At 42.3% G+C, this 15,117-nt stretch carries 13 protein-coding genes; 6 read left to right on the top strand and 7 right to left on the bottom strand.

All coding sequences use genetic code 11. From position 1 onward, the window contains the following. Nucleotides 1-41: 41 nt before the first annotated feature. The 3 genes from V7K49_RS01200 to aroA form a co-directional block, all read right to left on the bottom strand. Complete coding sequence (locus V7K49_RS01200; protein ID WP_335204195.1) at nt 42-1,658, bottom strand: alkaline phosphatase D family protein; 1,617 nt, start codon at nt 1,656-1,658, stop codon at nt 42-44. A 227-nt stretch (nt 1,659-1,885) separates the two neighbouring features. Then, complete coding sequence (locus V7K49_RS01195) at nt 1,886-2,434, bottom strand: PEP-CTERM sorting domain-containing protein (RefSeq protein ID WP_335204194.1); 549 nt, start codon at nt 2,432-2,434, stop codon at nt 1,886-1,888. Between the two features lie 508 nt (nt 2,435-2,942). Further along, the gene (gene aroA, locus V7K49_RS01190; RefSeq protein ID WP_335204193.1) at nt 2,943-4,223 is read right to left on the bottom strand and encodes a 3-phosphoshikimate 1-carboxyvinyltransferase; all 1,281 of its coding nucleotides are present in this window, start codon (nt 4,221-4,223) and stop codon (nt 2,943-2,945) included. 528 nt (nt 4,224-4,751) lie between these two features. Here aroA and V7K49_RS01185 point away from each other — a divergent pair. Together V7K49_RS01185 and V7K49_RS01180 are read left to right on the top strand one after the other, a co-directional pair. After that, a complete protein-coding gene (locus V7K49_RS01185; RefSeq protein ID WP_273762492.1) occupies nt 4,752-5,057 on the top strand; it encodes a hypothetical protein in 306 nt (101 codons plus the stop codon). Between the two features lie 773 nt (nt 5,058-5,830). Then, entirely contained in the window at nt 5,831-7,318 is a 1,488-nt protein-coding gene (locus V7K49_RS01180; RefSeq protein ID WP_335204192.1) for a helix-turn-helix domain-containing protein, read from the top strand. Nucleotides 7,319-7,445: 127 nt separating this feature from the next. Here V7K49_RS01180 and aqpZ read toward each other — a convergent pair whose 3' ends face one another. The 4 genes from aqpZ to V7K49_RS01160 all read right to left on the bottom strand — a co-directional run bounded on the left by aqpZ (nt 7,446) and on the right by V7K49_RS01160 (nt 11,221). Further along, on the bottom strand, nt 7,446-8,144 hold the full coding sequence (gene aqpZ, locus V7K49_RS01175) for an aquaporin Z (RefSeq protein ID WP_334872814.1): 699 nt from the start codon (nt 8,142-8,144) through the stop codon (nt 7,446-7,448). A gap of 226 nt (nt 8,145-8,370) precedes the next feature. Then, nucleotides 8,371-10,089, bottom strand: coding sequence for a PRC-barrel domain-containing protein (locus tag V7K49_RS01170; protein ID WP_335204191.1), 1,719 nt, complete (start codon nt 10,087-10,089; stop codon nt 8,371-8,373). Nucleotides 10,090-10,121: 32 nt separating this feature from the next. After that, complete coding sequence (locus tag V7K49_RS01165) at nt 10,122-10,307, bottom strand: hypothetical protein (protein WP_298906380.1); 186 nt, start codon at nt 10,305-10,307, stop codon at nt 10,122-10,124. Nucleotides 10,308-10,771: 464 nt separating this feature from the next. Next, nucleotides 10,772-11,221: a CAAD domain-containing protein gene (locus V7K49_RS01160; RefSeq protein WP_335072228.1), complete on the bottom strand. Its 450-nt coding sequence runs from the start codon at nt 11,219-11,221 to the stop codon at nt 10,772-10,774. Nucleotides 11,222-12,221: 1,000 nt separating this feature from the next. On the opposite strand from V7K49_RS01160, the gene V7K49_RS01155 reads away from it, so the two are divergent. The 4 genes from V7K49_RS01155 (at nt 12,222) to V7K49_RS01140 (ending at nt 14,942) form a co-directional block, all read left to right on the top strand. Next, nucleotides 12,222-13,091, top strand: a complete 870-nt coding sequence (locus tag V7K49_RS01155) for a DUF2382 domain-containing protein (RefSeq protein WP_335204189.1) — start codon at nt 12,222-12,224, stop codon at nt 13,089-13,091. 350 nt (nt 13,092-13,441) lie between these two features. Then, complete coding sequence (locus tag V7K49_RS01150) at nt 13,442-13,651, top strand: acetyltransferase (RefSeq protein WP_335072224.1); 210 nt, start codon at nt 13,442-13,444, stop codon at nt 13,649-13,651. A gap of 263 nt (nt 13,652-13,914) precedes the next feature. After that, entirely contained in the window at nt 13,915-14,352 is a 438-nt protein-coding gene (locus tag V7K49_RS01145; protein ID WP_334872785.1) for a hypothetical protein, read from the top strand. Between the two features lie 68 nt (nt 14,353-14,420). After that, nucleotides 14,421-14,942 carry a hypothetical protein gene (locus V7K49_RS01140; RefSeq protein ID WP_273762476.1) on the top strand — a complete coding sequence of 174 codons (522 nt, stop codon included), beginning with the start codon at nt 14,421-14,423 and terminating at the stop codon, nt 14,940-14,942. Nucleotides 14,943-15,117: the final 175 nt, after the last annotated feature.

The raw sequence follows: 15,117 nt of genomic DNA, 5'->3' as shown, positions 1-15,117 counted from the left end.
CATCTGTGATTATCTGGTTTCAATACCTGGGAATTAAACGATTAGACTTGTTGTATTCCGGGACGACCATCTTCAACCAGAAATGAAGCCCGCTTACTAATCGTGCCAAATGGAGTTGTGACGTTTGATAAAACTAGATAGTCTGTCTTGCAGGTTGTGGGAGTCAGCGCACAGCGAACATATCCCCGTTGACCGTTGAAGAACTTAATGTGTGGGTTATCGGGTAAGTAAGCTTCAACTGCTGGGCTGCTGTCTGCCCCATCTCCACCGGAGGTTATTGAAGTACAGACGAATTCACTGCCGACTGTAGCAGATTCTGGATTATTAAAGTCAGCCTTTAAATTCATTGCCCAGTTGGAATGGATATCGCCTGATAAGACGATTGGATTAGATGGTTTGCGCTTTTCTAAGAAACGCATGAGGCGATCGCGGGAAGCCACATAACCATCCCACTTATCCATACTGTAGGTTCCGCCTTCCCCTGGTTTCATGTCTATCTGAGCAACTACAACTTGCTGGGCCAAAACGTTCCACTTAGCCTGCGAGCTATTTAGACCACCATATAGCCAATTTTCCTGACGCTTGCCAGTAATCGTTGCATTCGGATCTAAATTTTCTGGGCAACGTTCTTTAGTACCATCACCACATGGCTGATCGGTGCGATATTGGCGGGTATCTAGGACATGGAAGGTAGCTAAGTTACCAAAGGAGAGCCGACGGAAAAGTTGCATATCGGGGCCAACAGGACGCGAGAAGGGGCGCAGTGGCATATGTTCGTAGTAAGCCTGATAGGCAGCAGCCCGCCGTTGGAGGAAGATTGCCCGATTCTGATCTGGTTCAGTATCAATTTCTGAGATGTCGTTGGCGTAGTTGTTTTCCACCTCATGGTCATCCCAGGTAACAATCCAGGGAAACGCTGCATGAGCTGCTTGCAGATTGGAATCGGTTTTATAGAGGGCGTGACGGTTGCGGTAATCTTCCAAAGTCACAATTTCTGCACTGTTATGCTGTCTGGGGCGATTCTTTGAGATTCCTCCTTCATAGATGTAGTCGCCAACATGCACTACCAAGTTGAGGTCGTCCTGGGCAATATATTTGTAAGCAGTATAGTACCCCTGCTCATAGTGCTGACAGGAGACAAGGGCAAAGTTTAATTTATCTAAGTAGCCACCTGCTAGAGGAGCTGTACGAGTCCGACCAATCGGGCTAGCCTCTTGGCCGACAATAAACCGATACCAGTACCAAGTATCAGATTGCAGTCCCTCTACCACAACTCGAACTGAGTGAGCTAGTTGTGGAGTTGCCAGTACCGTACCTCTGGAGACAATGCGCCTCATGTCGGGATCGGTAGCTACTTCCCAGCGAATTGGCACATTAGCAGATGGCATTCCACCTCCGTTTAAGGGTTCGGGAGCTAGACGAGTCCAGATCACTACGCTGCTAGGATAAGGATCACCCGACGCTACACCCAAAGTGAAAGGATAATTAGAAAATCTGCTTCTAGCGTAGACGCCTAGCGGCTTGTCGGCAGACATCGCTCTTTGATCAGAAAATTGGTTAGCGATCGCCAAACCAGACAATGCTCCTGCCCCGATAATTAAATTGCGTCGTTTGATTCGACTGTGTAGGAACTGCTCAAAATTCCGGTAATCTACCATTCTCTACTCCTGACTAACAGGTAAGTTAAAACGCAGCAACAGCTAACACGAAGAAGGTAGGGTGGTCTTAGGCAAACTTCGTAACTAACTCCCTTACCAAAATCAGGTTTTAATTCCCAATTTTTTCTTCTGGCATCAATGTCTTAGATGTTGTTTTGCCACATCAAAGCATATTAGGAAGAGATTAATCCTTGGCAAAGAAAGCGTTAATATCAACTTAACCAAGGTTAAAATCTAACCTTTTTCATTGATGTTACTTTTTTCTTCATCATCCAGCCCAGACTACAAGCAAAGAGAGTACCAATTAAGGGCGTAGGTTCAGGTATTTGTGTATACGAAACTCTACCTAATATCGGTTCAGCATCTGGGGAGGTTCTAGAGAAAATTGTAAAATCATCACCAATGATTTCGTAACTTATAGAACTGGAAGGATTAGATTTATCGTTGAACAGATAGTCTAATCCTAAAGATGTTTGTCCGGTTAATAACGTAGTTGGAAATACCAGGGGAAATTCTGGATATTTGGTGTCATCTTTTTCAGTATAAACAGTAGAGTCACCGTCAAATTGGAACGAGAGCGACTTAATGGTGGCTACGGGATTATTTTCATTACTGAAAGTTGAGTCATCAAAGCTAAAAAAGCCATTTCCCTTAGTTACGGGACTATCAACTGTGAAAGCGTAATTAATAATTGCAGCCGATGCATATTTTGCATTTACAGTAGCAAAACCTAAAGTCAAAGTAGCAGCAAGCACTAATCGTGGAACCAATTTCATCTCAGTATTCCTCACCATAAACTTCTGTTGCACACTGCAAGGTATAGAAATAGTTTGTTTCTAACTTACTTATTTCCAAATGGGTATTCATCACTGATTAGAACAGTGATGAAAATCAATACTTTTTCCCTTTTTCAGAAAAATCAATAAGTCTCCAATTATTTGGAGTCACCCTATTTTAGAATCAGGAGTTTAAGCAAACTTTAATTAGAGGTAAAATAAAACCGAATTTAAATTTTCCAATCAAAGACTTAATTAATAACTAATACCAATTATTTGTGAAACCGAATAAAATCAGGCTTGTCCAGGCTTGGGGCTTCAGCAAATTGTTCTATTTAACCTCACAGGTAATCGGTATAAGATATTTAAGTTAAAAATTTTGAAGTGATTGTTAGACATAGAGTTTCAGCCCTATCCTTGAAGGTTGGTAGCGCTGATCCGAAAGGTAAAAAGAGTTGGTGCGTTAGCCTACGGCATAACACACCCTACGAGAATACTGGTCAATCTCTTATTGTTCTAGCATTTGGAAGAATCGGGTAAAGTAATCTGGAAAGGTTTTCGCTGTACACCCAGGATCTTTAATTACAATTCCTGGAACCTTCAACCCAGTGACAGCAAAAGCCATCGCCATTCGATGATCGTGATAGGTTTCAATCGCCGCTGGGGTAATCGGGCCAGGCTCAATTTTCAGTCTATCTGCAAATTCTTCAACCTCAACTCCTAGCCGACGTAACTCTGTAACCACAGCTCGTATTCGATCGGTTTCCTTATATCGAATATGTTCCACATTGCGGATGGTAACAGGTGAACTGGCAAAGGGGGCGATCGCTCCTAATGTTTGCACTAAATCTGATATATCATTCATATCAATGTCGATGCCTTGCAATCGCTTCGGCCCCGTTACTTCGGTGTAATCATCGGAGTCCTTAATTTGGCAACCCATCTGTTCTAAAACATTTAGCCACAGAATATCACCCTGACACGATTGTTTGGTCAAATGTTTGACGCGCACCCGTCCACCCGTGACGGCGGCGGCGGCAAAAAAGTAAGAAGCATTTGACGCATCAGGTTCTACTGTGTAATGTCGAGCTTGGTAACGTTGACCTGCTTTAATCTGAAATTGATTATCGCTGATTTGAATCACCTCTACGCCAAAATCTGCCATTAAACGACAGGTCATTTTGATGTAAGATTGAGAAACTAGTGTCCCCTCAACCTCAATGCTAGTATCTTGTTGAGCATAAGGCGCAATCATCAGCAATGCCGAAAGTTGCTGACTTGTTTGGTTCGCTTTCAAGCGAAAATTTCCACCAGCGAATTGCCGACTATAGACGGTATAGGGCATAAACCCGGAGTTTCCCTCAAAGTTAACGGTTGCTCCACCTGTTTGCAACACAGTCAGCATGTCACCCATTGGTCGTTCTCGCATCCGGGGAACGCCATCTAGGCGATATTCGCCGTTACCCAGTGCCACCAACGCCGAGATAAACCGTGCTGCTGTGCCAGCCAAACCCACAAATAAATCTGCTTGTTTAGCTGGAATGTCGCCTCCTCTTCCCGCCACTTGGATGTGTGCCTGATGAGGATTCAAAGTAATGGGAATGCCCAATTGCTCTAAGCATTTGGCAAAATACTCGCTGTCTTCACTAAATAAGGCATTTTCTAAAATGGAGTCACCTTGTGCCAAAGCAGCAACGAGCAGTGCGCGATTGGTAAGACTTTTAGAACCGGGAATTTCTACCGTGGCATCCACTGGCCGATTTAGAGCAGGAATTGCAATGGTATCCACGTTAAACCTCTACGTAGGCGGTTAGCTACAATTTTATATCTTGCCATATTGTGACCAAAAGGGGCAGCGGAGTAAGAATTTTAGATTTTAGACTTCGGCTCCTTTCGGCAACTCTTAGAGACGCTGCGCGTAGCTTGCTTCCCCGTAGGGGTACGCTCAAGGCAAGTCGCTCAGTCGAACGATTTTGGATTAAAGAATTGAAATTTAATCTAAAATCATCGCACTCCGTCAGCCTGGGTGAGATTAAGGCATCAATATTGAAATGGTAACGAAGGGAGGTGTATGTAAATACGGTCAACTGAAAAAGTAGGTAGTCTAGGTTTTTTTAAAACAGTAGCAATTGTTGCTGATAGAACCAGGCGATCGCGGTAAGATTTTGAACTTAAGCCTGATCCGACTCCAATAACTCCTAACTCTGACCAAATAATTAATAATTCGTAATTTATGGGATAGAGCAACTAACTTGAGTTATGGAGGTAAGAATATGATTTCTTCTCAAGCTGAGATTAAATTACATCCAAAAGACAGATGAAGAACCTAACCAACTTTCAAAGACTAGTAGAACTTGCAAATGATCATGGAATTATTTGCCAGCCCACACCAGAAGAATGTTTGATTGGCTCCTTGCCTGGAGACGATGATTTCTTATTAGCTTTTACTTGGTCTGGTACAGTTGAAGGAGAGCCACCAGAGCATGAATTAATAGCAATTAGTGTACAAGATATAGTCAAAGAAGTTACAGTTGCTGCTTGGCAGATTCCTATTTATTTATTCGGAAACGTTTTAAGGCAGGCTCAGATGCTTGTCGCTGCCCATAAAGATTTTGTTAGTTAGCAGACAAGCTTTAGCTAAAAATTACTATCCTTGTCCACTGTGGCAGGGATTTTTATTTTAACTACTGCGCCCAAAGCAAGAGTTGCTGACACTCGATGTCAGCTTTAAATATTTATAAAATATTCTCTAAGGTTATTGGTGAAAACGTTGCAGTCTAATGTTTCTATACTGCAAGGTTTATGATTGAGCGATGCCTGCGGCGGGCTACGCCTACGCACTTTGCCGTATTAGGTGAGAATAGACTTGTGCTTGTAGTGAGGACTTTAATCCCTGTATTTAGGAACTTCAGTCCCCACTCCAAACTCTCCTCCCTGATTCGGTGAGGCAGCGCAAGAACAGGGGGTTTGCACGCCACTTGACGCCAGTTGCTTCTCCCTATAGCCCTTCCCTAACGGGACGCCTTGCGGCGAACGGGCATCCTACGGCAGGCGTTAGCCTCTCCCAAAGGAAGAAGGGGAGACGCGCAAGGGACAAGTCGGGAAACCGCAAGGGCGCACTGCCTCCTTTATGCCTCTTAACCCGTCCACCGCAGTGGCTCCCCATAAGCGACTGCCTGTCTTCTCAACTCTTGCAGATGCAGCACCAACGAGACGCTACGCGAATAGCGGCGACCACACCATTCAGGCTAGGCATTTTAGATTATTGGATCGACTTTAGGAACTTGCCAAGAATAAATTCTTCCGGGTAAAAACTTCTTTAATAGTTATATTCCAACAGTTTTCACAGTTATTGTCTACCATTTTTACATACGTGAGCAGTGAATTTTTAGAGAAATGAAACAGTTAGCAAAAACGTTACATAAAAAAATTTTGCATCTAATTCAGCAGGTAATAGGAATTACCATTTACCGTAATCAAAATCCAAGCGAAACTAATGTTGCCGAAGGTGAAGAAATTGTAGAAGACCAGACTGCTCAATTAGAAAAGCAAATTACTTTTCAGACATCCTCTAAGAAAGATGAGCAAAAGGTACTATTAAATAACCAGTATCCAACTAAACCCCGACAATTCAAAAAAGCTTCCTTATTTCCTGATCAGACTAGTCTTGCTGCGTTGTCGTTAGTTTTGCATGGAGTTGCTGAAGTCTTATCTCAAAAAATGAATTTATCATGGAAAACTGAAGTAAGTAGTACTTTCAGCTATGAAAAAGAAGTTGAAAGTGGAAAAGGAAAAATCTTTTACTATGTAACAGATAATCCCGAAACCTCACAACCAGAAACTCTGGCCGAAGAGGCTGCTCTAGTTGTTATAGATCAATTTGACCCAAGGGCGTGTGCAATTCACCTAATTTACTGTGCTTTAGTAGCCAGCTTAGATAAACCTTGGTCAGGCAATTTTATTATAGATGACAGGCAACTACTTGAATACACAGGGCTTGTTAAACGCAGGGACTTATGCAAGCATGAAAAATTGAGTATTTTGTACCACTTGTTACGACAACCCGCTCAGGTACTAGCCTGTATCGCATGGCCTAAACAGGGGAAAGTAGGAGCTTTTACTGTTGCTGATTTAAAGATTTGGGACGTTAGCATAATACGAGATTTTGAAACAGATAAAGCTGGCAATAGCAAGCTAGTGGGTTTAAAGGTGATAGGTCAAGCTGGAGTATGGACAAAATACTTCCTCAATAAATCTAAATATCACTACCACGCTGGAATTATTACCAAGAAAACCGTACAGAAACTATTTAGCATTGGGAAGCAAAATGCTGGCGCGGCTAGAATATTAGTTTGGCTAACCTTCCAAATCCAGCCGGAATTCCAGGATTGTGTAATGGGCAAGACTTTGATGGAGATTGCTTACAGTGCAGACAAAGTGTCAACAGCAGAGCAAGACAGACAGCTCAGACGGCAAATGGCTGATGACTTTGAAACTGACTTGAAAGTTGTGAAAGAAGCCGGATGGCAAGCAGAACTTGAAACAGGCCCAGCTTGGTTAGCAAGCAGCAAAAGCACTAAAAGACCTATAGGTTACTGGAGTGAAATACTGAATTCTAAATGGCGTTTTCATCTACCAGTAGAAGTACAGGAACGCTTGACTATGGACTCAAATCAGCTAAGTGCAAACAATATCCAGCCTCTATCAGGTAATGTGATCAGAGAAGCTAGAAAAGCAAAAGGCTGGTCTAGGGCATTTTTTGCTACAGCGATGGGAAAAAGTGTTTCCTGGGTTGATGCAGTCGAGACGGGTACACGTAAGGTTTCTCAGAAGGACTTGCCTAAGTTGCTCAACACACTAGAATTACACCTTAACAGGTATTGATTTCAATTAATAAAATCGCATTGCTCTTGTCCCAAGCGCATTATAGAGATTGAAAAGAAAAAAACAATAAATGAAAGTTAAATAAATACCGAAGGGTAGGCTGGAAATTTATTTACTAGTAAGTAGCTTAGATGTCCGGTTTTTGCAACCATCGGGCAACCATACCCGCCAAAACTCCACCGAAAATTGGGAACACGATGAAAATCCAAAGGTCAGCCAATGCCCAATCGCGAGTAAAGATAGCTGTGGCTAGCGATCGCACGGGATTGACGCTGGCATTTGTCACAGGAATGAGGATCAGATGCGCTAAGGTCAGCCCCAAACCGATAGGGATGGGTGCAGACAGCTTGAGAGCGCGAGAAGATGTAACGCTCAAGATCAGTAGCACAAAACCACAGGTAACAATGAATTCGGCTAATGCACAAGCCCACCAGCTATAGTTACCAGGGGAGTGAATTCCCACCCCATTAGAACCAAAGTTAGCTGTTGTAAACTCAGGCTTCCCTATGCAAATCAAAAACAGGATAGTACTCCCCCAAATTCCGCCGAGAATCTGACTCCCTATATAGGGTAAAACGTCTTTGGAAGAAAACTTCTTGGCTACCCAAAAACCAATTGTGACTGCGGGGTTGATGTGACAGCCGCTAATCGAACCGAAGGTATAAGCAGCAGTCAACAAACTTAAGCCAAAAGCGATCGCCACTCCAGTAACTCCAACCCAAGGTACTGCACCAGAGATCACCGCAGTACCCACGCCCATCAGAACCAACCAAGCTGTACCTAGAGCTTCCGCCAAACATCGTTTTGCTAATGAGTAACGATTCACGATCAATACCTTCGTCAAAAAAAGAGGCAGAGGAAGCAGAAGTCCGATGTAGTAAAGTTATTGTCTTGGGCAACGACAAAGTATTCCCGAAAATTGCCCATGTTTGACAAAAAGCGCACTCTAAATGATGCTTGTTACCGCAAATAAACGCGACAACCGCAGCAGCAATTGAACCGGATGAAGCACAAGACACGAAAAAAATGCCCAAAGGCATTAAAGTCGGGCATTAGTTGACTGTGATTGATTTGGCTTCAAGTTGCGATCGCCCATTATCGTGATACGATAGGGCCGCCATTCCATGTTCTTGGGCACGTAGCTCTTGACCAGAGATTTCTGGCTCTTTAATATAGACCGAACTCAGTAAGATATTCAGGACTCCACCTTCTTCAGCCTGACGCACAGCGCAATGCGTAATCAATTCACCCACATTCAGAATCACGTTGTCTTCTGGATCAAGAATGACGCGGGTAACAGGACGACCCAGTGCAAGTTCAATTCGTTGCTTCCTCATTGCCCGTGTGCTGCGTCTTTGTAGCATTTCTGCCTTTTGTTTCAAGGCTTGCCAGAAAGTGTTGAGGTTCTCTTGGGCGACACTTGCCCCCTGGCGCAGTTGAACTTTGGTTTCTAACCATGTGTCATTTGTAGTAGAACGAACTGCGGTTGCCAGAGCCAGACCAGCAGCGTTGAGTAATTCTGCTTGTTTGCCGTAAGTCTGGGCACGAACAAGGACGGATTCAGTTACAATCTGCCCAGATGCCGCAATAATTAAGCCATCGTCAGCACGCACCGTTTGCAGGACTCTGCGCCCTCTTACCTGCTGGATCGCCTGGGCTGTCAGCGCATTAACGGAGTGACGTAAGTTAGCAGCACTGCTCATCGTTGCGCTCGCAATTCGATTGCTAGTAGATTCTGTTGCTGCTTGCAAATTGCGGCTGATATTGGCAGTCAGACTGCCACCTGTGGCTCGATAGAGTTCATTGAGGATACCTAAGCGCTCGGCCGCTTTTGCATCGACTAGCGTGACTGACTGCCCCTGTAGTAGGAGTACACTACCGTCTGGAGTTAGCACATCTCGCTCAACATGCTTACCAATCACATATACTTTTTGCTCGGCAGGGTCAACCAAATTGTTTGTCAGGGAGGCAGCTGCATCTCGATTCAGGTCTTGCAGTTTGCTGCTAGTAGCATCAGTTGCGGCTTGTAGTTGCTCACTTGCATTCTGGCTTGCTGACTGTAGCCGGCGGTTCACGTTCTCTACTGAGCTTTGCAGTTGCTCACCTGCATTCTGGCTGGCTGACTGTAGCCTGCGGTTCACATTCTCTACTGAGCTTTGTAGTTGCTCACCTGCATTCTGGCTGGCTGACTGTAGCCTGCGGTTAGCCGTTTGAGCCGATTCTTGCAACCTGTCTTCAGTTGCTTGGACGGCTCCCCGGATACCACCGACCTGTTCTTCCATCATCTGAGCAGTTTCTGGAGGCACAAAGGCAACATCGTCACCAATTGTCAGTGCTTCCGGAGCAGGAACGAACGATCGCCCCGAGTAAGCATCGGCAAATACACCGCCAGAAACTTCGTATCCTTCCACCAATCCACTATGCTCATCAAAGAACAAATCCACCAGTCCACCAAGATAAAGTCCCTCAGTGGTCAGAATTCTCGTTCCTCTTAGTACGATATTCTGGTGCAGAATCTCTTTAATTGCAATCACACGATGTGCCTTAACAACAGATTCTTTCGATTTAACTATGATCGCATCTGACCCGATCGCTAGCACCTCTTGTAGAGGAATAACTTTTGCATCCCGAAACAGTCCCTTCTCTTCAACCAGGAAACCCAAAAGTTGATTGCGTTTGTGATCAAAAATTAAATCTAGAATTCGCTGAATTTTCTGACCCTTGTCAGAGGTGACGACTACTTTATCGATCACATCACTACCTTTACGCATTTATCTATCCCTTGCAGTTATTATTGATTGAGTTATTTAGTGACTTGTTCGTTGGTTGGCTGAATTTTTAGCTGAAAATATCGTCCCTCTCTGCCAAAACCGGGAACGATGTCAATAACGCCAAAGTATTCCATAAATACCCCAAAAATGGCGACAAGGATGATGAGAACGGTGATGTTTGCTCCAGTATTAGAGCGCTGTCCTACGAGTCTAGGCATTTTTTTCCTCTTATTTCTTATTTTTTTATCGCCAAGCTTGCTGTGAAAATCAGATAAGGTTGTTTACATCTTTATTAATTTGACGTATATATCTATCTTTCGCCATATGCGATCGCTCAGTTTATTCTTTAAAAATAAATAAATTCTACAAAAATATGGGCATTTGATTATTTTGATTTCCCTAAGCCATTTTAATTAGCGCTCGTCCTAATCATGGCGCAACTTAGTTTAACGCACACCCCTATATATCTGTACAATGAGCAAGTAAAACTCGGCTTTTTACTTGCTCATAAGTATTTCAATATACATATATCTGGCAGTCCTATCTGATTTGTGAAAATTCCCGGTGTTCAGATACCCGACTTCTTTTAGAAGTCGGGTATCTAACTTTTCACGAATAATTTAAAATTGCTATATATGACGAAAAACAAAGTTTTTCCTTCGCTACTATACTGTAGTTAGCTCTAAGTCTGGGATTCTTGTTTGCCTAGAATTTGTTTTTTAAGCAAACGAATTTCTTCTGCTAATTCTTGCCGACTGGAATCTTTGAGCAAATAGCGAAAAGTAAACCAAATTGTGTAACCCAGTCCAATGAACTGTAGAATTGGAGAAACTAATGGAATACCATTGATTGCGTTCAGTACTGCTAAAAATATTCTCAGTGTCGTAACCGTTATTACAAGCAAAGCAAAGCTGATAATTGGTAGTTTGTATTCTTGGTAGAAACTACCTATAGACTCAGGAAGTTGTGCCAAAAATGTAGAAATCTGTCTACCAATTCTTTGCCATTGTTCTTCAGGTTCCGAGGCAGGGGGTAACATTGGCAAGTTTCCAGACTCTGAACCTTTAAGTGCTTCTATCCGGTTTTGGGAGGCAGCATCGACGTATTGCTGTTGCTGTAATTCATTTTCCATAATTCTCTCCTAATTTTCTACAATGAGAACAGTTTTAAAGTTTAGGCTTTGTTGCTATCAATTTTGGCAATGGTTGCTTTAACAACTACATTTTTTACGCCTTTCATTTCCTTAGCTATGAACTTTTGACTCTACACCGTGAGTTGAACAGTTTCATGGCGGCAATAAACAATGAAACAGCAGGGTCTTCACTGTTGTTATCAAAACTCACTGTTTGACGAACTCCTCAGTTGTCACCTGCGGAGGCATCATCAATAATGAAATCCTTAATTCCTCACTGTTTGAGAATCGCTTCCGCACGCTTATTCTCAGTACAGCTACCTTTAATTATTACTAAGTAATCATCTCAATTGAAGCGATCGCTTAATCTATTAGGGCTTTAATAATATTAAGGCATTTTCATATTAGTTTATCATCAATCTCTTGGAGGAAGTTTTTTTCTCTATAGGTAGATCAGGGTTTAAACTCAAACAGTAAGCGCTAAAAAAATATCAGGATATTTGATTTAAATGTAAGGTTTTAAGAAATTTACCTAGCTGAAAGTTCTGAATGTATATGAATTTAGGTGAGTTGTAACCTGACATTTGCGACTAGAAACTAGTCACAAAAATGCTAGACCCTAGTCACAAAAATATTAACAATAGAGGTGTCCTAGTTCATGAATACTACCTTTTAGAGTTTCCTAGTACGACCGTCGTGAGCAAGGTTTAAACCTCCACTTTTTTATGTGGCTTATTTTCATGCGAGGTTAAATCTCCGGCTGAAAAGTGCTACCAGACTGCTTTTAGGAAAAGTTTGGTTATAATTGATTTAATCATCAGAGTCACAAAAGTCAATATATTGAAATAAGACTTCTTTCTAATGGGAGTAAAACTAGATGGGATTACTACTTTTTATGAAAGCTCAACATGATTTAACTTAATTTTGGTCAAAAGGATTTATCTAAATTGAATGTGCTAAATTATAAAAAAGAAACAGCACGTTTTTAAGGAATAGAATAATGCCCCTCCAAAAAATAAGTGAATTTGATACAGACTACCGGGATGCTATTCAAGGTAACGACATCAAAGGAATGGGTGTGTATGTTCAGGGAACTGATGAGAAGATTGGCACGGTAAGTGATGCTGTAGTAGACGAACAAGGAGCGTTCCGCTATTTAATTGTTGACTTAGGCCTTTGGATTTTTGGTAAGAAAGTATTACTACCAGTAGGGAAATCGCGCATTGACTCTAGAGCAAACCGTGTATATGCCGTTGGTCTCACAAAAGAGCAAGCGGAAAAGTTGCCTGAATATCAAGAACACACACCGCTTGATTACGACTATGAAGAACGGGTGCGTGGAGGATATCGTACACCGTCTGTAGGAAGTTCAGCAGATGGTCGTACTGCTCCCACTTATGATCGCAACAACTACACATATGCAAACGACGCGGATCTATATGATGTCAATGCTCATGATGACCAAACCTTCAAACTCTACGAAGAAAGGCTGGTTGCCAACAAACAGCGCCGCAAAACTGGAGAAGTGACAATTGGCAAGCACGTTGAAACAGAAACTGTAAGAGTTTCTGTTCCAGTGGAAAGAGAGCGAGTCGTAATTGAGCGAGTTACTCCTCAAGATGCAGGCAAAGTTGTGTCTGCTGAAACAGCTAACTTCGGTGAGGGCGAGGTAGCACGGATTGAACTCTATGAAGAAGTTGCTGATGTTCAGAAAGAAGCTTTTGTGCGCGAAGAAATCAGAGTCCAAAAAGTTGTAGACAAAGAAACTGTTGAAGTTCAAGAGACGATTCGACGTGAAGAGTTAGACGTTGATGCTGAGGGTCGTACTATTGAGGAAAAAACTGGTAAGCTGCCCAAAGACCGTATTTAAGAAGACTGCTTTTAGCCTTCATCGCTTGTCAGACAACAGATAGATTCCAGGCTGAGTCTGGAATCTCTTCAAGGGTTTTCGGCATTTTTGTGATCGAGCAAATGTATTTGCTTTCTGTATGCGTTCACAAGATTTGTAAAGATCCCCAATTAGATTTAATCAACCGATTTAGCCACAGGAGAGACTTCTGCAAACCAGAAAGCGTCAAGTCTGCGTTGGCTGAACTTGTCGGCACGTTCTTTCTGACGCTTGCTCTACTCTTGAGTGGTACAGCTTATGCTGTTGGGCTGACACTATTAAAAAGAATGCATGAGTAAGTTAAACCTCAAACCTCAAACTTAAGTTTTGCTATGTTACTACAAGAAAAAGAGAGCGGCAATTTAGTAGAAATCCTCGACATTGAGGCACTGTTTAGCCCGAAAGAAACTACTGTTAAAGGCCAATATCAGGTGGGAGAAGAAGAACAAGACCCAGAATCTTTTGAGAAAGGCAAATTAAATTTTCCTTCTGGTGAGAGCTTGCCACAATGTTGGATAGATGCAAATTACAAAAGTGCTTGAACATCTACTTAAAATTCATGCCATGTATGTTACATCTTAGGCTAGAGCTTATTCAAGCAATTACTCAAACCTCTATAGCAGCTCTAAATGATTTATGAACTTTTCTGTTTCTCCTGTTCTCTTCTCTAACGAGATGCTCTGTGTACTCCTACGGGGAAGCAAGCTACACGTAGAGAAGACCGTTTGATAATTTTCATAACTCAAATAAGATTGCTATAGCCTGGGATTGGAGAACTTCCAACTTATTTTTTTAGGAGACAAGTGTGAATATGATTCAACAGTTTCGCAAAATTTTAATGGCTTTAGTCTTGGCTTTAGTACTAACAACAACTGCCGCTTGTAGTGGTACGGTTCAAGCTAAACAACCAACTCAATTACCACCCGGAATCAGTCGTAGTGGTGACTATGCCTTGTTAGAGCGTGGTAACAGCGTCCAAGGTCAAGATTTTGGTAACTGGGTTATCGGTACAGCAAAGGGAATTGTCCAAGATGCTTATGTCCGTGATAACAACAAGTTAGGTGTCGTGATTACGCCTCAAGTTCGTCCGACGGAAGTGCGACCATTAGCAAAATCCTTACTCCAAGGTTTCCACAAAAACTTCCCTAATCAAGACTTAACAGTTTTGATGTATGCACCAGACAAAAAACTGATTTTGACAGGTCTGTATGATGTGCAATCATCTCAAATTGAGTATAAATAATTAACTCAATTTTCCGAAGTAAAAAAGCTGATTTACGTTGATTTGAACGAAAAAAGGAGAAAATTAAAATGAGCAGCAGCGACAAATATAAACGCGAAATTCTGAATGACTTAGCGCATGGGAATACAGAATCTTTAGATGATGTTTCATCTGACCCAAGCAAGGAATACCAAAATTTTGATGATTTTGCTCAACGCTCATCCCACGAAGAACGTCGTCAATTATTTGGTCGGTCTTTCAACCATGACAGCATTCCTCCTACTCAGATGGAGCCAGAATTGCAGAAGGCGATCGCTCAGATTAAACCTAACGAGCGGGATGATGTCGCCGGGTCATTTTTCAAGCACTTAAAGCAAAGAGGTCTAGATGAGCGCCATCTAGAGAAAGACTTGGGACTTTCTTCCCATAATCCTAAGCACATAAATGCAGATGACCTGAGCAAACTGGCATCTTTCACTTATCACAATCATCCTGATATCTTCCGAGAAGTGATGGCTGAACAACCAGCGCTGATTAAGTTTCTCAGTAATCCAGTTGTCGGAGCAGCTTTAGGAGCGATCGCAGCTAAATGGTTTGGTGGTCGGAAATAAGCGATCGTCTTAGGTAAATATATCCACAGATGGATGCTCAAAAGATTAATGACAATCTCCAAAAAGTCATGATTGCTTTGGGGAATTGTCTTGCTCAAGCTCTTTGTATTCTAGTTGTGAGAGAAACTCAACACTAATTTAAGTGACTTTTATTTAGGAATACAAGAGCTTGTTA

This window comes from Nostoc sp. (assembly GCF_036919675.1).
Lineage (GTDB): Bacteria > Cyanobacteriota > Cyanobacteriia > Cyanobacteriales > Nostocaceae > Nostoc.
Note: the sequence above shows the minus strand (reverse complement) of the source record. Positions and strands in the feature narration are given on the sequence as shown.